The following is a 22,898-nucleotide window of genomic DNA, read 5'->3' on the forward strand; positions in this document are numbered from 1 at the left end:
TAATCCCGGCGCTGCGGCCAGGGGGCTGCGGGCACGGCTCACACGTAGGGGTCAGGGTTGGGCAGGCCCAGTTGCACCGCCCCCAGGCTGCGGCTGAAGGCCATGTAGTTGTTGGCAATGTGCCCGCGCGCCTGGTGCAGGTCGCGGAACAGCCTGGCCACCGGGTTGGTGTTGTACAGCCCGGACGCGGCCATGCAGCGCAGCAGCTCGTTGACTTTTTCGGCACAGATATTGGTCACATAGGAGGACTGGTAGCGGTACAGCAGACGGGTTTCGACGTCCGGGTACTCGCCCGCCTCGGCCAGCGCCAGCAGGTGCGCGTAGTTGCGCTCCAGCACCAGGCGCAGGCCATCGACGATGATCGTCGCCTCGGCCACCGTGGTTTGCGCCACCGGGTCGTCGGCCGTGCGCATGCCATGCTTGCCAATGTGTGCGGCAGCGTTGGCACGGAACTCGTTGATGGCCCCTTGCAAGGCGCCGATGGCCGATGACGACACGGCACGGGTAAACACCTGGGCAAAGGGAATGGCGTAGATCGGGTTGGTGTTGACCAGGCGCCCCGGTGTCGCCTCGAGGGTGCAGTTGTTGGTGCGCTGCACCCGGTGCGCCGGCACGAAGGCGTCTTCGACCACGATGTCGTGGCTACCGGTACCGCGCAGGCCCAGGACGTCCCAGTTGTGTTCGATGCGGTAGGCACTGCGCGGGATCAGGAAGGTGCCGTGCTCGGCGGGCTGCTCGCCGCTTGCCGGCAATATGCCGCCGAGGAAGCACCATTGGCAGTGTTCACTGCCGCTGGAAAACCCCCAGCGGCCGCTGATGCGGTAACCGCCTTCAACCGGCTCGACCTTGGCCACAGGCATGTAGGTGGACGAGATCAATGTGGCCGAGTCCTGGCCCCATACCTCGCGCTGGGCCTCGACCGGGTAGCGCGCCAGTTGCCAGGGGTGCACACCGATCACCCCGTAGATCCAGGCCGTGGACATGCAGCCTTCGGCGAGGGTCATCTGGATCTCGAAGAAGGTGCGCAGGTCCACTTCGTAGCCACCGAATGACCGCGGCTGCAAGGCCCGCAGCAAACCGGCCTGCTGCAGCTCGAACATCGTCTCGTCAGGTACCCGGAACTCTCGGTCCGCCTGCGCCGTGCGGCTTTTCAGCGCGGGCACCATACGCCGGGCGCGTTCCAGCAGTTCGACTTCTTCGGGCGTTTTTACTCGCATGCTGTCCATCCGTTCGTTCTCCCAATCTCGTTGCGCGGTTGCGCGGGCGGTGATTGATGATCGAACGCAGCAAACGATTATTCATCGTCAAAGCGGACTAGAGCACAGGCCTGGGGCGCCTTCCGTGGCACCGTCTGGTTACACCGGGGCGCGGCGCGCAGCCCAGGGGCGGTCCTGTTCCAGTTGCGAAGCCAGGCGCAGCAGCACGTCCTCGCCACCGAGTCGTGCGGTGAACATCATGCCCACCGGCATGCCGCTGTCGCTCATGCCCAGCGGCAGGGAAATCGCCGGTTGGCCACTGACGTTGGCGAGCACGGTGAAGCCGGCACTGCCCATGGCTTTTTGCGCATAGCTTTCGTAGGGCTGATTCAGCGACAGCTCCCCCAGGGCCGGGGTAAGGCCGGAGGTGACGGGCGACAAGATCACATCGAACCGCTCGAACTGTTGCTCCATGGCCATGCTGATATCTTCGAACGATTGCCGTGCGCGTACCACGCCCTCGCCCGTGACTTTGCTGGCGCGCGCCAACACGCCAAAGGTGATCAGCTCCAGGTCTTGCTGGCCCAAGGCTCGGCCGAGCGCTTTCTCACGGTCATTGACCATGGCCAGCAAGGCATTGCCCATCGCCGCACCATGGGCGCCAAACAACTGCTGGGGCGCAATGGGCAAACGCAGTTCTTCAATCTCATGGCCCAGGTCGAGCAATTGCTTGACGGTTTGTTCGAGCACCTTGGCAACCGCAGGGTCCAGCGCGGCACCGGTCATGGACTCGCGTACCAGGCCCACCCGCAAGCGGCCCGGGTCGCGGCCGAGCTCTTGCACATAGGGCCGTTGCAGCGGTTGCGTCCAGTAGGGGCTGCCAAGCTCGTGCCCCTGCCCGGCGTCGAGGAACAAGGCCGTATCCCGTACGCTGCGCGACACCACGTTGGCGACGCTGGCACCGAACGAGGCTTCCAGGCGCATCGGCCCGCTGGGTGTGCGGTAACGCGTCGGCTTTAACCCCACCACACCGCAATAGGACGCGGGAATACGGATCGAGCCACCGCCGTCGGTGGCATGGGCGACCGGAACAATGCCAGCGGCCACTGCGACACTGGAGCCACCGGACGAGCCGCCGGCACTCATTGCCAGGTTCCAAGGGTTGCGCGTTTGCCCCCAGAGCAGCGACTCGGTGGTGGTGGTCAGGCCAAACTCGGGGCTGGTGGTCTTGCCGAACGGCACCGCGCCGGCCGCTTCATAGCGGCTGATCAAGGTGCTGGTGACACTGGCCGGCGGCGCATCCTTGAACAAGCGGCTGCCGTTACTGGTGCGGGTGCCCTGCAGGAAGGTGTTGAGGTCCTTGAGCAGAATCGGCACCCCTGCCAGCGCGCCCTGGCTCAGGGTGCCCGCCTGGCGCCTGGCGGCAAGCAGCGCCTTGGCGTAATCATCGTGGCGCATATTGACCGCGTTGAGCTTCGGGTTGACCTGCTCGCAGCGCGCAATGGCCGCCGCCAGCAGGTCTTCGGCGCTGAACTGGCCGGCCTGCAGGCCCTTGACCATGTCCCAGGCGTCCAGACCAAGGTAATCGCTGGCCGACAGGCCCGCCGCCCGAGCATCGGCAAAACGCCCCAGCAGCCCTACCCCCACGGCCACGGCACCGGCCTTGAGGACCTGGCGCCGCGGCCACACCTGCACGGCCCCCTCAGCTGCCAAGCCTGCACTGTCGCCGAGGGGCAAAGAGTTCTTTTCCATGTACTGAATTCCGCTTTTTTGTTGTGATTGTCATGTGGTCAGTGCACCTGCGGGCACAACCGCGCTCAGTCCGGTGTGATCTGCGCCACCATGGCTGCCAGAAAGTGTTCGCTGTACGGCGGCAACAAGCCCCATTCGCGGCGTGGGTCGTGCTCGGGCGCCTTGAGCACCGTGCGCATGTGGCTGAATTCGAGAAAACCTTCACGGCCGTGGTAATGGCCCATGCCAGAGGCGCCCACACCGCCGAACGGGGCGTCATGCAGGGCGGCATGCATCATGACGTCGTTGAGGGTGACACCGCCCGACAGGCTGTGCGACAGCACGTGCTGCTGCTCTTGCGGGTCAGTGCCGAAGTAGTACAGGGCCAGCGGCCGCGGCCCGGCGTTGATCCGGGCCAGCACGGGGTCGACCTCGTCATACGGCAGTATCACCATCGCCGGGCCAAAGATCTCTTCACGCAAGATCAGGCTGTCGGCAGGTGGGTCGATCACCAGTTGCAGCGGACGGCGTCGGTTGCCCGCATCGGCCGCTAGCGCGTAGGGCAGGCTCACCACGCGGGCACCGGCGCCCTGGGCCTGCTGGACCAGGTTTTCGACCCGCGCCAGGTGCCGGGCATTGACCACCGCGACCACATCCGGGTTGTCGCTGACCTCAGGAATCAGCTCGCGGTAGGTACTGGCAAACGCGTCGAGAAACCCTTCAAGCTGCTCACGCGGCACGTAGACCAGGTCCGGGTTGATGCACACCTGGCCACCGTTGGTGGTCTTGGACACGGCAATGCGGTACGCCGCCGTGGCCATATCGGCACTGCGCCCGACAATCACCGGCGACTTGCCGCCCAGCTCCAGGGTTACCGGCACCAGGTTGTCGGCGGCGTGGCGCATCACCGACTTGCCCACCTCGGTGCCGCCGGTGAACACAAGATGGTCGAAAGGCTGCGCGGTAAACGCCTTTGCCAGGTCTTCGCCACCGGTGACCACGGCCACTTCGAGCGGGTCGAACCAATCGCCTATCAGCTGGGCAATGAGCGCGGCGGTATGCGGTACCACCTCCGAAGGCTTGAGGATAGCCCGGTTGCCCGCCGCCAGGGCCGAGGCCAAGGGGCTCAGCAAGGTATACAGCGGGGCATTCCAGGTACCCAGGATGCCCACCGTGCCCTTGGGCTGATGCATCACCCAGGCCTCGGCGCCCAGTTGGTCGTACGGCGTGAAGACTTGCCGAGGCTGATCCTGCATCCAGCCCTCCAGGTGATCGCGCGCATGCTTGAGCGACCCCAGCGAACCCAACACATCGTTCATCAGTGAAAAGCCCTGGGGGCGGCCGCCAAAATCGGCATCCATGGCCTCGGCCAACGCCATGTGGTGCGCAACCAGCATGTCGATCACGCGCTGGATACGGGACCGGCGCGCCTGCGCGCTAACGGCCCCTGCTGCGGCAAACGCAGCCTTTTGCTCTGACAACAGGGCCGACAGACCGTCGACGGATGAAATTGCACAACCCATTGGTGCCTCCTCAACTGTTCAAAGGCCAGCATGTGCGCGCTGTACCCACCATGGCCGCCCACCTCGACGCCCTCACCGCAAACTAGCCCCAGACCTGCGCCGGGCGCCTCGTCCATGTGGACGAGTAGGCCGCAAACGTTAGTCCATTGAGACGATGTAAAGCCCCGTAACGCTGGGAATACTGCAAACACGCACAACCACTCCATGAGGCCCATCATGGCAACGCCTGCCTGTTTCGACCCCCAAGCGTTTCGCGCCGCGCTCGGCACCTTTACCACAGGGGTGACCATCATCACCACTCAGGCTGAAGACGGCACGCCGGTTGGCATCACCGCCAACAGCTTCAACTCGGTTTCGCTCAACCCGCCGCTGGTGCTCTGGAGCCTGGCGAAGAATGCCAGAAGCCTGCCGGTGTTCAGCGGTGGCCGCCACTGGAACGTGCACGTGCTGTCCACCGAACAGGAATGCCTGTCCGGGCGCTTCGCGCGCCAGGGCGAAGACAAGTTCGCTGAAATCGAGCTGGACACCGGCATCAGTGCCGCGCCCTTGCTGCAGGACTGCACCGCGCGCTTTCAATGCCGCACCGCCTTCCAATACGAAGGTGGCGACCATGTGATCTTTGTCGGTGAAGTACTGGCCTTCGACCACAGCGACCGCGCGCCGCTGGCCTTCCAGAGTGGCCAGTACGCCCTGGCGATGCGCAAGCCGCGCAGCGAACTGCGCCTGGCCACCACCCCACCGCCGCCTGAATGCAGTTACACCGAAGACCTGCTTGGCTACCTGCTCGGCCGCTCGCACTACCAGATGCTGTATGCCTTGCGCCGGCTGTTGAAAAACCAACAGCTCGACGAGCACGCGTTCTTCATCCTTTCGACGCTGTGCATCCGCGACAACCTGAGCCTTGATGAAATCAACGCGTTCGTCGGCTACACCGGCCACGTGGTCAGCGCGTCGAGCATGCGCTTTCTCGAACGGCAGAACCTGGTGGCCAGGGAAATCGACGACAACCAGGTGCGCTATGTGCTGACCGCCGATGGCCGCGCCGCCTCACTGCAGGAAGTGGCACTGGCCAAGGCCGTCGAGCAGGACATCGCCGCGCGCCTGGGCGCCGGCGATGCCCAGGCACTCAAGGTGTTGCTCAAACGCCTGATCGCCACCTCGGACCCAGGCTTGCCGGACCTTTGGGCGCCACGTTGAGCCAGCCCCGGCAGCACCCCGACAGCCCCCTGCATTGAAAGGACAGCCATGAGCATTCTGCAACGTTTCAACCTCACCGGCAGTGTCGCCATTGTCACCGGCAGCGGCCGCGGCATCGGCCGTGCCATTGCCCTGGCCTACGCCGATGCCGGCGCCGATGTGGTCTGTAGCGCGCGGTCACTGGCCGATGTCGAAGCCGTCGCCGACGCCGTGCGCAGCCGAGGGCGCCGCGCCCTGGCGATCAGCTGCGATGTCACCGACAGCGAGCAGCGCATCGCCCTGGTCAGCCAGGCCCGCGAACAACTGGGGCGCGTCACTCACCTGGTCAACAACGCCGGCGGTGGCGGCCCGAACGACCCGCTGACGATGAGCCCCGAGGCCTTCGAGCAGGTGCTCAGCTTCAACGTCAGCGCCGCCTATGCGTTGTCCCAGCTGTGCGTGCCGCTGATGCGCGAAGCCGGCGGCGGCAACCTGATCAACATCACCTCGGTGGCAGCGCGCTATGCCCAGCGCCACTTCAGCGCCTATGGCACGGCCAAAGCGGCATTGACCCACCTGACACGGCTGCTGGCACAAGAGTTTGCTCCGCAGATCCGGGTCAATGCCATCGCCCCTGGGCCGATCCTCACCGACGCCTTGGCCGGCGTGATGCCGGCTGCCATGCGCAGCGCGATGGAAGCCAACACCCCGCTCAAGTGCCTGGGCCAGCCAGAGGACATTGCCGCAGCAGCCCTGTACCTGGCGTCGCCCGCCTCGGCCTGGGTCACCGGCAAGATCATCGATGTCGATGGCGGCGCCGACTCCAGCGTCTGGCCGGGCTGAGCCTCGTTGCCGCGGCTGGCGCAAGCAGGCTGGCCTTTCGTTCACTTGTCACAGAGCGACCTTTCCATGGATGCGCACCTGATTGAAGCCTTGGGCGACGAGTTGTTCAACGCCCTGCAAACACGCAAGAGCGTGGCACCGCTGACCCAGCGCCACGCCGACATCAGTCTGGACGATGCCTACCGCATCTCCCTGCGCCTGCTCGCCCGGCGTGAAGCCATGGGCGAGCGGGTGATCGGCAAGAAGATCGGCGTGACCAGCCGCGCCGTGCAGGAAATGCTCGACGTGCATCAACCGGACTTCGGCTTTCTCACGGACCGCATGCAGGTTGCCGGCGACAGCGACGTCAGCTTTGCCATCCACCGGTTGATCCAGCCCCGTGCCGAAGGCGAAATCGCCTTCGTGCTGGGCGACGACCTGAAAGGCGGCGAGGTCAGTGCAGACGATGTACTGGCGGCCACCGAGTGGGTGCTGCCGTGCTTCGAAATCGTCGACTCACGCATCGACAACTGGCAGATCCGCATTCAGGACACGGTGGCCGACAACGCCTCCTGCGGGGTATTCGCCCTGGGCCAGCAGCGCATCAACCCGCGCGAGCTGGACTTGGCCCAGGTTCAACTGCAGCTGTTCAAGAACGGCCACACCGCCGGCAGCGGCCTGGGCGCCGCCGTGCAAGGTCACCCTTGCAATGCCGTGGCGTGGCTGGCCAACACCCTGGGCAAGCTGGGCATCCCCTTTCGCAAGGGCGAAATCATCCTGTCCGGTGCCCTGGCACCCCTGGTGCCCGTCGCAGCGGGGGATTTCGTCAGCCTGTCATTGAGCGGCATGGGCGTGCTGCACCTGAATTTCGTGCCCTGACCCGCTCGCTTCAACTTCTTCTGATCGAGAACAATGCCATGCGCCAAAAGATCAAATGCGCCCTCATCGGGCCCGGCAATATCGGTACCGACCTGCTGTACAAGCTCAAACGCAGTGAAGTGCTGGAGCCGGTGTGGATGGTGGGCATCGATGCCAACTCCGAAGGCCTTGCCCGCGCCGCCGAACTGGGCCTGAAAACCACCAGCGACGGCGTCGACGGCTTGCTGGCACATGTCCTTGAAGACGGTATCCAGATCGCCTTCGACGCGACCTCCGCGTATGTGCACGCCGAAAACAGCCGCAAGCTCAATGCCCTGGGTGTGCTGATGATCGACCTGACACCCGCCGCCATCGGCCCTTACTGCGTACCGCCGGTCAACCTCGAACATAACCTTGGCCTGGGCGTGATGAACGTGAACATGGTCACCTGCGGTGGCCAGGCGACCATTCCGCTGGTGGCTGCGGTATCCAGCGTGCAACCGGTGGCGTATGCCGAAATCATCGCGACGGCAGCGTCCAAGTCGGTCGGCCCCGGCACGCGCAAGAACATCGACGAGTTCACCCGCACCACCGCTGCGGCGGTCGAGCAGGTGGGCGGGGCGAAAAAGGGCAAGGCGATCATCATCGTCAACCCTGCCGAGCCGCCGCTGATCATGCGCGACACCGTGCATTGCCTGACCGAAGGCGAGCCCGACCAAGCCGCCATCAGCACCGCCATTGCGAACATGATCGAGCAGGTGCAGCGCTATGTGCCGGGGTACAAGCTGGTCAACGGGCCGGTGTTCGACGGCAACCGGGTGTCGATCTTCATGGAAGTCGAGGGCCTGGGCGACTACCTGCCCAAGTACGCCGGCAACCTCGACATCATGACCGCTGCCGCCGCGCGCACCGCCGAAATGTTTGCCGAAGCGATGCTCAAGGGCGAACTCGCGCTCCCCCGCCCTGCCCCCCACCCTGCCACCGTTTAAGGAGTGCGCCATGGACCTTCACGGCAAACGCATCACCGTACACGACATGTGCCTGCGCGACGGCATGCACCCCAAACGCCACCAGATCTCCCTGCAGCAGATGAAAGACATTGCCTGTGGGCTGGACGCCGCTGGTGTGCCGCTGATCGAAGTGACCCACGGCGATGGCCTGGGCGGCAGTTCGGTGAACTATGGCTTCCCTGCTCACACCGACGAACAGTACCTGTCGGCGGTCATTCCGTTGATGACCCACGCCAAGGTCTCGGCCCTGCTGCTGCCCGGGATCGGCACGGTCGACCACCTGCGCATGGCGTTCGAGCTCGGTGTCAGCACCCTTCGGGTCGCCACCCACTGCACCGAAGCCGATGTTTCGCAGCAGCACATTGCCGCTGCGCGAACGCTGGGCATGGACACTGTCGGCTTCTTGATGATGGCCCATATGAACAGCCCGGAAGGCCTGGCCCAGCAGGGCAAGCTGATGGAAAGCTACGGCGCCAATTGCATCTACATCACCGACTCGGCCGGCTACCTGCTGCCCCACGATGTCAGCGCACGGGTGGCGGCGCTGCGCGCAGCGCTCGAACCCGGGACCGAAATCGGCTTCCATGGCCACCATAACCTGTCGATGGGGGTGTCCAACTCCATCGCCGCCATCGCTGCGGGTGCCACGCGCATCGATGCGGCCTGCGCCGGCCTGGGCGCCGGTGCCGGCAACACGCCGATGGAAGTGCTGGTTGCGGTGTGCGACCGCATGGGCATCGAGACCGGGGTCAGTGTCTTCGGCATCCAGGATGTGGCCGAAGACCTGGTGGTGCCGATCATGGACTTCCCCATCCGCAGCGACCGCGATGCCCTGACGATGGGTTATGCCGGCGTCTATGGCTCGTTCCTGCTGTTCGCCAAACGCGCCGAGCAGAAATACGGCGTGCCGGCACGGGAGATTCTTGTGGAAATGGGCCGCCGTGGCATGGTCGGCGGCCAGGAGGACATGATCGAAGACACCGCCCTGACCCTGGCCAGGCAACGCAAGGCACACGCCTGACCTCCCCTGTCGCCCGGGCGCAGCCTGGGCCTTCGCGCTCGGCACCTGCAGGAGTCACCCATGCGCACTACGCCTGTTTCGCCCCTTGGCTGGCGCAGCCATGGGCTGCTGTTGCTGCTGGCGATGATGTACGCCGACAACTTTGTCGGCCGGCAGATCATTGCCGTGATGATAGAGCCGATCAAACAGGAGTTCGCAGTCAGCGACACCGCCATGGGTCTGGTTTCAGGCCTGGCATTTGCGGCCGTGTATGTACTGCTGGGCCTGCCCGCCGGGCGGTTGGCCGACCACATGCCGCGGACCCGCCTGCTGGCCGCGTCCACGCTGTTGTGGGCGCTGGCGACCGTGGTCTGCGGCCTGGCCGGCAGCTTCGCGATGCTGGTGATCGCCCGCATGGCCGTGGCGGTCTGCGAGTCGCCCAGCACCTCTACCTCGATGTCGCTCATTGCCGACCTCTATCCACCCCACCGACGTTCGTTCGCCATCGCCTGCTACACCGCTGCGCCGACCTTTTCCACGATCATCGCCTTGTGCGTGGGCGCCTGGGTCGTGGATGAATACGGCTGGCGCAGCGCCTTTTTTGCGGTCGCCGTGCCCGCTTTTGTCATCAGCGCGCTGTGCGCCTTTGTCGTGCGCGACCCGGCACGCGGGCGTTTCGACCTCACGGTACAGGCCGCCCATCCCTTGCCGGGCCTGTGGGCCAGCGCCCGTGAACTGTGGGCGCAGCCGCCTTACCGCTGCCTGGTGCTGGCCTGCGGGCTCACCACCTTCAGCGCCTATGGCTATGCGATGTGGAACGCCAGTTTCCTGGTGCGCTCGCACGGTATGCCGCTGCAGTACGCCGGCATCCTCGCGGGGCTGGTGGGCGGCACCTGTGCCGGGCTCGGGGCCTTGTTCAGTGGCTGGCTGACCGACCACCTGGCCGTGAGGAGCCTGCGTTGGCACATTGGCGTACCGGTGATCGGCCATCTGCTGGGCAGCAGTGCGCTGATCATCTACCTGCTGTGGCCCCGCGATATCCTGATGCAGGTGGGTAGCATTCCGGTACCCAGCGCGATGCTCTGGTGCGCACTGACCAGCTTCTTCTCGGTGTGGTGGGTGGGCCCTTCGTTCTCACTGCTGACGCAAATGGTACCGGCCTCGCGCCGGGCAACGGCGGTAGCGTTGCAAACCATTGTCTCGACCTTGTGTGGTGTCGGTATCGGCCCGCTGGCCACAGGGTTGCTCAGCGATGCCCTGATGCCGGTGTTTGCCGAGGAATCGCTGCGTTACGCCTTGCTGCTGGTCAGTTGCACGATCGTCATACCGCTGGCGTTGCTGTGGCGTACCCACCAGCACCTGAACGGCCACGTCCGGGGGGCCAGCTATGCCTAAGCAAGGCAACTTGGCGGCGGATGCCGAATGCGCACGGTTCATCATTGACGCGGCCACCGAACTGCTTGCCGAGGTGGGTTACGGCGCCATGTCCATGCGCCAGTTGGCAAGCCGCGCCGGCTTGCTGCCGGGCAGCCTCTACCACCATGTGGCGAGCAAGCAGGACTTGTTGTCGTGGGTACTCATGGACCTGCTCGAAACACGCGACAGCGCCTGGCGCGCGTTCCAAAAGCGTCGTGGCGTACTGGGTGAATTGCACAGTTTCATACGCTTCGTTCTGGCTTGGCAGGCCGCGCACCCGCTGCACGTCAAGGTGCTGGAGCGCGAACAGCATCACCTGGAACCGCACCTGCAGCAGTGGCTGGCACGCCGCCCGGATAACCTGCGGCTGCAGTTGCAGGCCCTGGTGCACAAAGGCCTCAAGGAAGGGATTTTTGCAGGTATCGAAGCCGAGTCGGCCGCGCTGGCGATCATGGCCCTGGTGGGCACCGCCGACGCGCTGCGCCACACATCGCCGGCGTGGACAGCCTCACGCCTGGAAGCGCACTTCGTACACATGACCCAGCGCCTGCTCCACGTACAGCCCCAGCCGCCCCTCTAGCAGTTGTTCACAGCGTTGAAACTTTCCCAGCGCAAGCCCAGTCCAGACCCCTATCGACCACAGCACGGGAGCAGACAATGACGGGCACGGTAGGCGACTTTCTGGTGGAGCGTTTGTATCAATGGGGGGTGCGGCGCATCTTCGGCTACCCCGGCGACGGCATCAACGGCGTGTTCGGCGCGCTGAGCCGGGCCAACGGCAAGATCCAGTTCATCCAGGCGCGCCACGAGGAGATGGCCGCGTTCATGGCCAGTGCCCACGCCAAGTTCACCGGCGAACTGGGCGTGTGCATTGCCACTTCAGGCCCCGGCGCATCGCATTTGCTCACGGGCCTGTACGACGCGCGCATGGACCACATGCCGGTGCTGGCCATCGTCGGCCAACAGGCACGGGCGGCACTGGGTGGGCACTATCAGCAGGAGCTGGACCTGCTGTCGATGTTCAAGGACGTGGCCGGTGCATTCGTCCAGCAGGCCTCCACACCTTCGCAGGTACGCCACCTGCTCGACCGCGCCGTGCGCACTGCCGTCGGCGAGCGGCGGGTGACGGCGGTGATTCTGCCCAATGACCTGCAGGACCTGCCCTACCACGAACCGCCACGTGCCCACGGCACCGTGCATTCGGGCATCGGCTACAGCAAACCCAAGGTGGTGCCCTATGACAGCGACCTGCAACGCGCCGCCGACGTGCTCGACGCCGGGCGCAAGGTCGCCATCCTGGTGGGCGCCGGGGCCTTGCAGGCAACCGATGAAATCATCGCCATCGCAGACACGTTGGGCGCTGGGGTGGCCAAGGCGCTGCTGGGCAAGGCTGCAGTAGCCGATGACCTGCCCTGGGTGACCGGCGCCATCGGCTTGCTGGGGACCGAGCCCAGTTACCAGATGATGAACGAATGCGACACCCTGCTGATGGTCGGTTCGGGGTTCCCCTATGCCGAGTTCCTGCCCAAGGAGGGCCAGGCCCGTGGCGTGCAGATCGACCTGCAACCCGACATGCTGAGCCTGCGCTACCCCATGGAGGTCAACCTGGTCGGTGACGCTGGCGAGACCTTGCGAGCATTGCTGCCCCTGCTGCAACACAAGACCGACCGGCGCTGGCGCAAGAAGGTCGAGGGCTGGCGCGCACGCTGGGACAACACCCTGGCCAAACGTGCCATGGTCCATGCCGAGCCGATCAACCCGCAGCGCGTGGTGTACGAGCTGTCCCCGCGCCTGCCAGACGACAGCATCGTGACCAGCGATTCCGGCTCTTGCGCCAACTGGTATGCGCGCGACCTGCAGATTCGCCAAGGCATGCAGTGTTCATTGTCCGGCGGCCTGGCCTGCATGGGCGCCGCCGTGCCCTATGCCATTGCCGCGAAATTCGCCCATCCGCAGCGCCCGGTGGTGGCCCTGGTCGGCGATGGCGCGATGCAGATGAACAACCTGGCCGAGCTGATCACCGTGGCCAAGTACTGGCAGCAGTGGGAGAACCCGCAATGGATCTGTGCGGTGTTCAACAACGAGGACCTCAACCAGGTCACCTGGGAACAGCGGGTCATGGAAGGCGACCCCAAGTTCGAAGCGTCGCAGTCGATTCCCGACGTGCCCTACCACCTGTTCGCGATCTCCATCGGCCTGCAGGGCATTTTCGTCGACCGTGAAGAAGACATCGCAGCCGCCTGGGAACGCGCACTGAACGCCGATCGCCCGGTGCTGATCGAGTTCAAGACCGACCCCAACGTGCCGCCCCTGCCGCCGCATATCAAGCTGGAACAGGCGAAGAAATTCGCCAGTACCTTGCTCAAGGGCGACCCTGACCAGGCCGGGGTCATCGTGCAGACGGCCAAGCAGGTGCTCAGTTCGGTGCTACCGGGGAAGAAGTGACGGCAGCTGGGCAGAAACGCTGAACGTTTGCCCGCCAGGGTCAGTCGCACACCGTAGACGCAGTCGACTGTGCGACCCCCAACCGTGAGGACACCCAATGAGCGCAAACTCCCCCCAGAGTGGCGAAGCACATCCCCTCCGCCTGACGATCAACGGCCAGGCCAGGTCGCTGCAGGTTCACCCCTGGACGACACTGCTCGACCTGCTGCGCGAGCAACTGGATCTGATCGGCACCAAGAAAGGCTGTGACCATGGCCAATGCGGTGCCTGCACGGTGTTACGGGACGGCAAACGCGTCAACGCCTGCCTGACCCTGGCCGTCATGTGTGACGGCGCTGACGTGGTCACCATCGAAGGCCTGGCCGAAGGTGACAAACTGCACCCCCTGCAGCGCGCATTCATTACCCATGATGCCTTCCAGTGCGGTTACTGCACCCCAGGCCAGATCTGCTCCGCCGTTGGCCTGGCAGAAGAAGGGCGCGCCTGCACGCGCGAAGCCATTCGCGAGCAGATGAGCGGCAACCTCTGCCGCTGCGGGGCCTACAGCAACATCATCGCGGCGGTGGAAGAAGCACTGCCGCTGATGCGCGCCAAGGCCAACCTGCAGGGAGGGCCGCGCGCATGACGCCGTTCAGCTACCACAAGCCGGCATCGGTCGGCGAAGCCGTCGGCCTGGCCGACGTGTCCTCACGTTTCATCGCCGGTGGCACCAACCTCGTCGACCTGATGAAAGAAAACGTGGTGCGCCCCGAGCGCCTGATCGACATAACAGGCCTCGGGTTGAACGGTATCCAGCCCACCGCGAACGGTGGCGTGCTGATCGGCGCACTGGTCAGCAATGCCGAGCTGGCCTGGGCCTCTGTGATCGAACAGCACTATCCCCTGCTGGCCGAGGCCATTCTGGCAGGCGCCTCGCCGCAGTTGCGGAACATGGCCAGTACCGGCGGCAACCTGTTGCAACGCACCCGCTGTTACTACTTTTATGACACCGGCACACCCTGCAACAAGCGCGCGCCAGGCAGCGGCTGCCCGGCGCGCACAGGCCTGAACCGCATCCACGCCATCCTCGGTGCCAGCGATGCCTGCGTTGCGACACACCCTTCGGACATGTGTGTGGCGCTGGCAGCGCTCGAGGCCGTGGTCCATGTTCAGGGCCGGGCCGGCAAACGCCAGATACCCTTCGCCGACTTTCACCGCCTGCCCGGGGACGCACCGGAGCGCGACAATCAGCTGGCCGCCGATGAGCTGATAACCGCCCTCGAACTGCCGCCCCCCACGTTCGAAGACCACTACCGCTATTTGAAGATCCGCGATCGGGCGTCTTATGCGTTTGCACTGGTATCGGTTGCCGCCGGGTTGAACCTCAATGGCGGCGTGATCCAGGACGCACGCCTGGCGCTGGGTGGCGTGGCCCACAAGCCCTGGCGAGACCCGGCTGTCGAACGCACGTTGATCGGCCAGGCGCCCACGCAGGCGCTGTTCACCCAAGCGGCCGACGCCCTGCTGCAGGGGGCAGAACCCTTGGCCCACAACGGCTTCAAGGTGCCCCTCGCGCAACGTACCATCGTGCGCGCATTAAGCGATGCGGCGCTCGGGGCAAAAGCCAGGGGGGCAACTTCATGAACATCAAAACAGCGGTAGTGGGCACGGCCATGGACCGTGTCGACGGTGTGGCGAAAGTCACCGGGCAGGCGCGCTATGCGGGCGAGTACCCACAGGCCGGGTTGCTGCATGGCAGCGTGGTGTCCAGCACGATCGCCCGTGGGCGGGTGCTGAGCATCGACACTGCCCAGGCACTGAGCGTGCCGGGGGTAATCGCCGTGCTGGACCATGCCCATCGCCCTCGCGTTTCCAGCTACGACAACGATTACAGTGACGCCGACTCGGCCGAGGGCACGCCCTTTCGGCCGTTGTTCAACGATCGCGTGCTGTACAGCGGCCAGCCCCTGGCGCTGGTGGTCGCGCAAAGCCTGGAGCTGGCAAGGTATGCAGGCTCGCTGGTGAAGGTCGAGTACCTCGAAGAACCCCATGAAACCGACCTGGCCAGCGTACTCGACAAAACGCACCCGGCACCCGCCGAAACGCCCGACCCTCGCGGCGATTTTGCCGGGCAGTTTGCCAACGCCGCGGTGCAGGTAGACGCGACCTACCTCACTGCCAACGAACACCACAACCCGATGGAGCCCCATGCTTCGACGGTGCTGTACCAGGCCGACGGCAGCCTGGAAATCCATGACAAGACCCAAGGTACGCAAAATTGCCAGGACTACCTGCACAAGGTATTCGACCTGCCCAAGGAAAAAGTCCGGGTGCTGGCAGCGTTCGTCGGCGGTGCCTTCGGCTCGGGGTTGCGCCCGCAGTACCAGCTGCCCCTGGCGGTGATGGCGGCCTTGCACCTGCAACGTTCGGTGCGTGTCACGCTGACCCGCCAGCAGATGTTCACCTTCGGCTACCGGCCCCGCACCCAGCAACGGCTGCGCCTGGGGGCCGATTCGCAGGGGCGGTTGCTGGCGATTGCCCATGACGCGCTTGGCCAGACCTCACGCTTCGAGGACTTCACCGAGCACCTGGTGGAATGGAGCGGCATGCTCTACCAGTGCGACAACGTTGCCCTGAGCTACCGCCTTGCGCCCCTGGATGTGTACACCCCGCTGGACATGCGCGCACCAGGCGCCGCGTCCGGGATGATCGCCCTGGAATGCGCCATGGATGAGCTGGCGTGCGCAGCCGATATCGACCCGCTAGAGCTGCGCCGTCGCAATTTCGCTGCCATCAATGGTAACGAGGGCAAACCCTATTCGAGCAAGGAGCTGTTGGCCTGCTATGACCAGGGTGCCCAGCGTTTTGGCTGGGGCAACCGCCGCCCACAACCTCGCAGCATGCGCCATGGGCAGCAGTTGGTTGGCTGGGGCATGGCAGGCGGGGTCTGGGAGGCCATGCAGATGAAAGCCAGTGCCAAGGCGCGCATCGATGGCGCAGGGCATTTGACCGTCAGCAGCGCGACTACCGACATCGGCACCGGCACCTACACCGTCATGACGCAGATCGCGGCCGACGCCGCTGGCGCCCGTGTGCAAGACGTGACCTTTGTGCTGGGGGACTCTTCGCTGCCGACCGCGCCGCTGCAGGGTGGGTCTTTCACGGTGTCGTCGGTAGGTTCGGCCGTCCGCCAGGCGTGCCTGGCCCTGCGCAGCAAGGTGCTTGCGCATGCACGCCAGCTTTACCCTGAGGTCGGCAACACGCCGGTGGAAGCAATCGCGTTCGCTGACGGCTACCTGCTGGCAGGTAACCACCGCCTTGCACTCGTGGACATCGTCGCCAGTGCCCCCGAGGGGTTTTTCGAGGTGCAGGTCGAAGCAGCGCCCAGCGCCAAGCGCAAACCCTTCGCCACCGCGACCCATTGCGCCGTGTTCGTCGAAGTGCAAGTGGATGAAGACCTGGGCTCGGTCAAGGTCACCCGGGTGGTCAGCGCTGTGGCAGCGGGCCGCGTCGTCAACCCCAAGACCGCACGCAGCCAGATACTCGGCGGTGTCATCTGGGGTATCGGCATGGCATTGCACGAAGCGACGCAAACCGATCACCGCTTGGGGCGAATCCTCAACCACAACCTGGCGGAATACCACATACCGGTACACGCCGACAGCGGTGAAATCGAGGTCATCTTCGTCGAAGAGCACGACGACATCGTCAACGAACTGGGCTCCAAGGGCGTGGGGGAAATCGGCGTGGTCGGGGTGGCAGCGGCGGTGGCCAACGCCATTTACCACGCCACCGGCAAGCGGGTGAGGGAATTTCCGATCACGCTCGATAAACTGCTGTAGCACGCCCTCAGCTCAGGCAGGCCAGCGTTGTCAGGGCATTGCCCAAGGCTGCGCCCGAAGCGGTATTGTCGAAGATGCACCAGGTTTTGCATCGGCCTCAAAGCGCGCCGGGCTGGCAGCCACTCAGGCGATCTGAAAATCAATCATCCTGGTGTTCCTGAATGAGGTGCCGGCGCTGTAACACGCCCGTATGCATGCACAACGGGGGTATGAAAAGCATGATAATCCAGGCCCGCCACCGCCTTGAGAAAGGCCCAATCGGCCAGGCGCCGCAAGTCACGCCACTCTTGCCATTCGATCAGGTGCAAGCGGTCCATCTCATCGGCCTGGCGTAGCAGCTGCTCGTGGTAGCTGCTGGGGCAATCGCGGCGCAATTGGTGGTCATCGAAATGCTGGAACCATCGGTTGATGGCTTCGAGGCGGCGCTGCGCCAGCCCTGTCTGCTGTGTAAACGCATTCATCCCGGTCATCCCGCGCGCTTCTGACAATCGAGCCGTCGGCAGCACGATAGGTTCATTCAGAACTATCAACGGTCGAAGTCGCCGCTGAACCTGTTGGTCTGAACTTTGCCGTGCCCGCCAGTTTCCTCTGCTTAGCCTCGTACATCCACCACTGCAGGAGATGCATGCCATGAGAGCGTTGACCTATCACGGAGCCAACGATGTCCGGGTCGATACCGTGCCTGATCCCAGCCTTCAGGAGCCGGACGACATCATCCTCAGGGTGACGGCAACCGCCATCTGCGGCTCGGACCTGCACCTCTATCGGGGCAAGATCCCGCAGACCGAATCGGGCGATATCTTCGGCCACGAATTCATGGGCATCGTCGAGGCCACCGGCAAGGACGTCACCCACCTGCAGGTTGGCGACCGTGTGGTAATCCCCTTCGTCATCGCCTGCGGCAGTTGCTTCTTCTGCCAGCACGATTTGTTTGCCGCGTGCGAAACCACCAATACGGGGCGCGGCTCCATCGTCAACAAGAAAGGCATCCCACCGGGGGCAGCCTTGTTTGGCTACAGCCATCTGTATGGCGGCATTCCTGGCGGGCAGGCCGACTATGTGCGCGTGCCCAAAGCCAATGTCGGCCCCTTCAAAGTGCCCACCGACCTGGCCGACGACAAGGTACTGTTTCTCTCCGATATCCTGCCGACCGCCTGGCAAGCGGTGGTCAATGCTGAAGTCGGCCCGGGTTCGTCGGTGGCAATTTACGGTGCCGGGCCGGTGGGGCTGCTGAGCGCTGCCTGTGCGCGAATGCTTGGGGCACAGACCGTGTTCATGGTCGATGACAATGACTACCGCCTGGCGTATGCCCAAGAGGCTTACGGGGTTGTCCCGATCAACTTCGAGCAGGATGACGACCCGGCCGACAGCATCATCCGCCACACACCGGGGATGCGCGGTGTGGATGCCGTGATCGATGCAGTCGGCTTCGAGGCCAAGGGCAGCACCGCAGAAACCGTGATGACGGCGCTGAAGATCGAGGGCAGCAGCGGCAAGGCCTTGCGCCAGAGCATCGCTGCCGTGCGTCGCGGCGGCGTGGTCAGCGTGCCCGGGGTGTATGCCGGCTTCATTCATGCCTTCATGTTCGGTGACGCGTTCGACAAGGGCCTGACATTCAAGATGGGCCAGACCCATGTGCACAAGTACTTGCCTGAACTGTTGGAGCATATCGAGGCCGGGCGCTTGCAACCGGAGATGATCGTTACGCACCGACTTGCCCTGGAAGAAGCAGCCCTTGGCTACAAGCTGTTCGACCAGAAACAGGACAGTTGCCGAAAAGTCATTCTTGTTCCGGGGGCGGCACCCGGAACCCTGGGCAGCGAGTTGGCATAGCGCTGATGAGGGCGGTGCAATCAGGCCCCGCCCTCCCCAACCGATCAGGCCAGCTGGATGTACACCGCGTAAGTGCCCAGCAACACCCAGAAGCCAAGAAAGATCCAGGGCGTGCGAAGTGAGAACAGCAGGGATTTGCGATGTCCCGCCCGGGAGGTTTCAGCCTCACAGAACAGCGGCGATTCATCGTAGGCCAAGCCCATCATCGGCTCACTGCGCAGCAGGTGGCTTTGCTTGAGCTGCCAGTGATCGATGATCCGATAGGCAGCGCGAATACCCGGCCAGGCATTGAGCGAACTCAGAACACCCAGCAGCGCGAGAAAGGCAGGCACGATCAGGGTGAACATCTCACCCCAGCTCTGGTTCAGGTTGCCCATGGATGACACGAACGCAATCACCAGAAAAGACTGTGCAGCAAGATAGGCGTCGGTCCGGTTGGCCAGGATGGTGGTTTCGTACTGGATTTCCCTTCGATAGAAATCAAGACGTTCCTTGGCGGTACCAAACATTCTTGCATTCTTTTCCTCGACCTCATGTTCAGGCGTCGATGGCGTGATGATACGAGGCACTTGCAGGCTCCGGTGTCGTTAAGCCTTGCGCGAAATGCGGGCTGTTCAGCGATAGAGCCATCAAGCGAGCGAAAAATTCAGTGTATCCGCGTGGCCTGACCGTCCGTCGTTGAAACCCGGCATCCACTCCAACACTCGCGATACGACCCTTTCGAATCGGTATGAACGTTCTCAACTGAAGGAGCTTCTGCCATGCGCGACTACCCCACCCCACCCTTCCCGTCACAGCCGCAAAACGTGCCAGGCGCTCAACGCAAGATGGAGCCCTACCCCGATTGTGGCGAGCAGACGTACACCGGCAGCGGCCGCCTCGATGGCAAGATCGCGCTGATTACCGGTGCCGACAGCGGCATCGGCCGTGCGGTGGCCATTGCCTATGCCCGCGAAGGGGCAGACGTTGCCATTGCCTATCTCGATGAGCACGACGATGCGCAGGAAACCGCGCGCTGGGTCGAGGCCGCAGGCCGGCAATGCCTGCTGCTGCCCGGTGACCTGCGGCAAAAACAGCAGTGCTACGACATCGTCGACAAGACCGTGGCGCAATTTGGCCGTATCGACATCCTGGTCAACAACGCGGCGTTTCAGATGGCACATGAGTCGCTTGATGAAATCGACGATGACGAGTGGGTGATGACCTTTGATGTCAATATCACTGCTATCTTCCGCATTTGCCAACGGGCTTTGCCGTCGATGCCCAAAGGCAGCTCGATCATCAACACCAGTTCGGTCAACTCCGATGACCCCTCGCCCAAGTTGCTGGCCTATGCCGCCACCAAAGGCGCCATCGCCAACTTCACTGCAGGCCTGGCGCAATTGCTGGCAGACAAGGGCATCCGGGTCAACAGCGTGGCACCTGGGCCAATCTGGACGCCGCTGATCCCAGCGACCATGCCCGATGAGGCTGTGAAGAACTTTGGCTCGGGCTACCCGATGGGCAGGCCGGGGCAGACCGTCGAGGTGGCGCCGGTGTACGTATTGCTCGGGTCCGATGAGGCCAGCTACATCTCTGGCGCGCGCTACGCAGTAACGGGCGGCAAGCCTGTGCTGTGAAATGCCCTGGCCCTTGCCAGCTCAACCGCTGCCGGCGAAGTTCACATCATGGGCATCGTCGTAAGTGTTGCGGGTTGCACATTCGAACTCAGCTTCGGCGCGTGTTGGAAAACTCAAACTGAGGCGGATCTTGTCTTGTGTGTCGTATAAGTCGTAGCCCTCACCCAGGGCACTGGGGAAACCGATGCGCCGAGGCAAGATCTCTTGTTGACGAGGTACGGCGGGAACCACAACAAAGCGCCTGTGCATGATCAGCCCTCTTCCGGCAGTTCTTTAGTATTAGTCCGACTATGACAAAGACTCAAGACGACTCATGCAAAGTTTTTTATTTCGCAGCATCCAATGCCAACAGCACCGAGGCTATTGGAGCCACAAATGCCGCTCCCCCAGTTGTTCAGGCGTTTTGTCTGAAACTGGCGCGATAAATGAACAGCCTCAAACGGTCACGGAGTCACAACTGAACACAGACCTTCCTGTGTTCGAATAGAGGTATGCGGTCATGGCTAACAATCAGGACAGGGGCGCAAATCAAGGCGACAACGCCGACTCCAAGGCCGGCGATGCAGGCCAAAGAGGTGGCCAGGGTGCAGGCGGTGACATGCCCGACAAACAAAAAGGCAGCCAGCAACCTGGGCAAAAGCCTGAAGACAAGATGAACAAGGATTGGGAACGCTCCAGCGACACCGGCAGCCAGGGTGGGCAGGCAGGTACTGATCAATCCACCGGGCAAAACCCGTCTGGCCCTGGCCGTATGGGCGGCGGTCAAGCCGATCAAGGCGATACGCAGCACCAGGACAAAAATCGTTGATGCCATTGGCCCCGGGGTGGCATTGCTGCCCTGGGGCCAGAACGCAGGCGCATGTCGCTAGAGTTTGAAGCGCACGTGAATCGTGCTTTTACGTTCACTGCGATCCACCGTGATCGCCAGGCTGCCATAGCCCGAATAGCTTTTTACCAGGCGCATGCCCAGCCCGGTACCGGTAGGTTTGGGGTAAGACTCCGGAAAGCCATCGCCCTCGTCCGAGACCGTGATCAGGGCATGATCACCGTGGCCCATTACGCTGACGTCCACCGTGCCTCTTCCATACTTCAGCGAGTTGGTGATCAGTTCGGATATCACCAGGCCCAGGGGCGCCATTCTTTCGGGCGCAAGAATGAACGTGTCAGCATGCAGCACTATCTTGCGGTCGGCCAATGCCTTGCCCAGATCACCCAGCAGCGCCTCTAGATAATCCGAAACGCGCACGTGTTGCGTTTCAGCATTCTGATAAAGACGCTCATGGACGCTGGCAATAGTCAGTACGCGGGTCGCGGCTGTTTCCAGTTGCAGTTTGACCGCTTCATCAGCGGCCATGTTTGCCTGCAACAGCAATAAGGTGTTGACCAAGTGCAGGCTGTTCTTCACCCGGTGGTGGATTTCTTCCAGGTGCAGGTCGGTTTTATTCAACTTGGTATTTTGTGCATCGATCAACGATAACAATTGGGCTTCATGATGCCGACGTTCGGTAATGTCACGCGACACGGCGATAATCTTTGCAAATTCGCCCTGCTCGCCAAATATTGGCGCCACCGTCACATCCCACCATTTCGGCTCATTCTGCAGGGTTGGGCAGAACGCCTCGAAGCGCGCTGACTCCCCACCCGTTACTCTTCTGATAGCGTCCAGCACCACACTGCGGGATTCATCTGGCCAGATCTGCGGCCACGCCACCCCACGTATCTGAGCGAGGTCGCCGATGTGCAACAGGCACATGCCGGCCTCGTTCATGAACTCGATGTCGCCGCTCGCCGAGAGGATTATCACGCAGTCGGGGCTGGCGTTCAGCACACTTTCGGAATACGGGTCCGTAGACTGCATGTCTGCGCCTGCCGTGATCCTTTCCACCGCCATGGAGATGACATTGGCAATGCCTTCCAGGAACACCAGGTCGCTTTCGATGAAGTCCTCGCCATTGCTGCTGTCCGCTTCGAGTACACCGAATGGGGCGGTGGTGCCTCGAATAGGCACGTTGATCGCTCGCTCGATGCCGTATTTCTTGAGCAGCGAGGGGGTTCTGAAACGTTGCTCCTGCCCCAGATGGTTCGACAGCACAGGCCTGTAGGTCGAGATGGCGTAGCCCGCAGGGCTGGCGATATCCCCCCCCACCGTGGCGTGCCCGATATCAGCGTCATCCCAACCCACACCATGGGACAGCAAAAACTCATCGCTGTCGGGTATCGGCGTAAGCACCTTGGCAAAGCGGGTGTCCATGCCCTTGGCCACGGCAGAGCAGGCTTGGGTCAGCAACGTATCCAGGTCAGACGACTTGAGTGACATGACGCCGTACTCGACCACCAGTTCATGCTGGCGATGAAGCCTGGCGTGCGACTTCTGCAACGCGGCGCGAATCGTTTCGTCAGGGGTTTGATGCATGGGGACGATATCCAAAGCTGGTTGAGATGCACGCT

Annotated in this window: 21 protein-coding genes; 14 read left to right on the forward strand and 7 right to left on the reverse strand. The window is 63.4% G+C overall.

Annotation, left to right across the window (positions count from 1 at the left end; translation table 11 throughout):
- Positions 1-38: 38 nt before the first annotated feature.
- From LOY26_RS15295 to LOY26_RS15305, 3 genes are all read right to left on the reverse strand, one after another.
- Positions 39-1,226, reverse strand: coding sequence for an acyl-CoA dehydrogenase family protein (locus LOY26_RS15295; protein ID WP_186664384.1), 1,188 nt, complete (start codon positions 1,224-1,226; stop codon positions 39-41).
- A 129-nt stretch (positions 1,227-1,355) separates the two neighbouring features.
- A complete protein-coding gene (locus LOY26_RS15300; protein WP_186664386.1) occupies positions 1,356-2,948 on the reverse strand; it encodes an amidase in 1,593 nt (530 codons plus the stop codon).
- 65 nt (positions 2,949-3,013) lie between these two features.
- Entirely contained in the window at positions 3,014-4,450 is a 1,437-nt protein-coding gene (locus LOY26_RS15305) for a coniferyl aldehyde dehydrogenase (protein ID WP_258713747.1), read from the reverse strand.
- 216 nt (positions 4,451-4,666) lie between these two features.
- Between LOY26_RS15305 and LOY26_RS15310 the strand changes: the two genes are divergently transcribed.
- From LOY26_RS15310 to LOY26_RS15360, 11 genes are all read left to right on the forward strand, one after another.
- On the forward strand, positions 4,667-5,647 hold the full coding sequence (locus LOY26_RS15310; RefSeq protein ID WP_186664390.1) for a flavin reductase: 981 nt from the start codon (positions 4,667-4,669) through the stop codon (positions 5,645-5,647).
- Between the two features lie 48 nt (positions 5,648-5,695).
- Positions 5,696-6,469: a glucose 1-dehydrogenase gene (locus LOY26_RS15315; protein WP_186664392.1), complete on the forward strand. Its 774-nt coding sequence runs from the start codon at positions 5,696-5,698 to the stop codon at positions 6,467-6,469.
- A gap of 66 nt (positions 6,470-6,535) precedes the next feature.
- Positions 6,536-7,327, forward strand: coding sequence for a fumarylacetoacetate hydrolase family protein (locus LOY26_RS15320; protein ID WP_258713748.1), 792 nt, complete (start codon positions 6,536-6,538; stop codon positions 7,325-7,327).
- 38 nt (positions 7,328-7,365) lie between these two features.
- Positions 7,366-8,295: an acetaldehyde dehydrogenase (acetylating) gene (locus LOY26_RS15325; protein ID WP_258713749.1), complete on the forward strand. Its 930-nt coding sequence runs from the start codon at positions 7,366-7,368 to the stop codon at positions 8,293-8,295.
- 10 nt (positions 8,296-8,305) lie between these two features.
- The gene (dmpG, locus tag LOY26_RS15330) at positions 8,306-9,337 is read left to right on the forward strand and encodes a 4-hydroxy-2-oxovalerate aldolase (protein WP_186664405.1); all 1,032 of its coding nucleotides are present in this window, start codon (positions 8,306-8,308) and stop codon (positions 9,335-9,337) included.
- A gap of 60 nt (positions 9,338-9,397) precedes the next feature.
- A complete protein-coding gene (locus tag LOY26_RS15335) occupies positions 9,398-10,711 on the forward strand; it encodes an MFS transporter (protein ID WP_258713750.1) in 1,314 nt (437 codons plus the stop codon).
- On the forward strand, positions 10,704-11,312 hold the full coding sequence (locus tag LOY26_RS15340; protein WP_258713751.1) for a TetR/AcrR family transcriptional regulator: 609 nt from the start codon (positions 10,704-10,706) through the stop codon (positions 11,310-11,312). The genes LOY26_RS15335 and LOY26_RS15340 overlap by 8 nt, the downstream gene beginning before the upstream one ends.
- 77 nt (positions 11,313-11,389) lie before the next feature.
- On the forward strand, positions 11,390-13,177 hold the full coding sequence (locus tag LOY26_RS15345) for a thiamine pyrophosphate-requiring protein (protein ID WP_186664411.1): 1,788 nt from the start codon (positions 11,390-11,392) through the stop codon (positions 13,175-13,177).
- A 97-nt stretch (positions 13,178-13,274) separates the two neighbouring features.
- Positions 13,275-13,802 carry a (2Fe-2S)-binding protein gene (locus tag LOY26_RS15350; protein ID WP_258713752.1) on the forward strand — a complete coding sequence of 176 codons (528 nt, stop codon included), beginning with the start codon at positions 13,275-13,277 and terminating at the stop codon, positions 13,800-13,802.
- Positions 13,799-14,800, forward strand: coding sequence for a xanthine dehydrogenase family protein subunit M (locus tag LOY26_RS15355; RefSeq protein ID WP_186660890.1), 1,002 nt, complete (start codon positions 13,799-13,801; stop codon positions 14,798-14,800). Before LOY26_RS15350 ends, LOY26_RS15355 begins: the two co-directional genes overlap by 4 nt.
- On the forward strand, positions 14,797-16,998 hold the full coding sequence (locus LOY26_RS15360) for a xanthine dehydrogenase family protein molybdopterin-binding subunit (protein WP_258713753.1): 2,202 nt from the start codon (positions 14,797-14,799) through the stop codon (positions 16,996-16,998). Before LOY26_RS15355 ends, LOY26_RS15360 begins: the two co-directional genes overlap by 4 nt.
- Positions 16,999-17,141: 143 nt before the next feature.
- Here the strand turns inward: LOY26_RS15360 and LOY26_RS15365 are convergent, their stop codons facing one another.
- Entirely contained in the window at positions 17,142-17,468 is a 327-nt protein-coding gene (locus LOY26_RS15365) for a hypothetical protein (RefSeq protein ID WP_309475599.1), read from the reverse strand.
- Between the two features lie 160 nt (positions 17,469-17,628).
- Between LOY26_RS15365 and LOY26_RS15370 the strand changes: the two genes are divergently transcribed.
- Positions 17,629-18,831 carry a zinc-dependent alcohol dehydrogenase gene (locus LOY26_RS15370; RefSeq protein WP_258713754.1) on the forward strand — a complete coding sequence of 401 codons (1,203 nt, stop codon included), beginning with the start codon at positions 17,629-17,631 and terminating at the stop codon, positions 18,829-18,831.
- A 44-nt stretch (positions 18,832-18,875) separates the two neighbouring features.
- On the opposite strand, the gene LOY26_RS15375 is transcribed toward LOY26_RS15370, so the two are convergent.
- Positions 18,876-19,400, reverse strand: coding sequence for a hypothetical protein (locus LOY26_RS15375; RefSeq protein WP_186660899.1), 525 nt, complete (start codon positions 19,398-19,400; stop codon positions 18,876-18,878).
- 192 nt (positions 19,401-19,592) lie between these two features.
- On the opposite strand from LOY26_RS15375, the gene LOY26_RS15380 reads away from it, so the two are divergent.
- Complete coding sequence (locus LOY26_RS15380; protein ID WP_258713755.1) at positions 19,593-20,450, forward strand: SDR family oxidoreductase; 858 nt, start codon at positions 19,593-19,595, stop codon at positions 20,448-20,450.
- A gap of 21 nt (positions 20,451-20,471) precedes the next feature.
- On the opposite strand, the gene LOY26_RS15385 is transcribed toward LOY26_RS15380, so the two are convergent.
- Complete coding sequence (locus tag LOY26_RS15385; RefSeq protein ID WP_186664458.1) at positions 20,472-20,705, reverse strand: hypothetical protein; 234 nt, start codon at positions 20,703-20,705, stop codon at positions 20,472-20,474.
- Between the two features lie 343 nt (positions 20,706-21,048).
- Here LOY26_RS15385 and LOY26_RS15390 point away from each other — a divergent pair, with 343 nt between their 5' ends.
- Positions 21,049-21,258, forward strand: a complete 210-nt coding sequence (locus tag LOY26_RS15390; protein ID WP_238347534.1) for a hypothetical protein — start codon at positions 21,049-21,051, stop codon at positions 21,256-21,258.
- Between the two features lie 57 nt (positions 21,259-21,315).
- On the opposite strand, the gene LOY26_RS15395 is transcribed toward LOY26_RS15390, so the two are convergent.
- Positions 21,316-22,863 carry a sensor histidine kinase gene (locus LOY26_RS15395; RefSeq protein WP_186664423.1) on the reverse strand — a complete coding sequence of 516 codons (1,548 nt, stop codon included), beginning with the start codon at positions 22,861-22,863 and terminating at the stop codon, positions 21,316-21,318.
- Between the last annotated feature and the right edge of the window lie 35 nt (positions 22,864-22,898).

The sequence above is a fragment of the Pseudomonas sp. B21-047 genome (assembly GCF_024748775.1).
GTDB classification, from domain to species: Bacteria; Pseudomonadota; Gammaproteobacteria; order Pseudomonadales; family Pseudomonadaceae; genus Aquipseudomonas; species Aquipseudomonas capeferrum.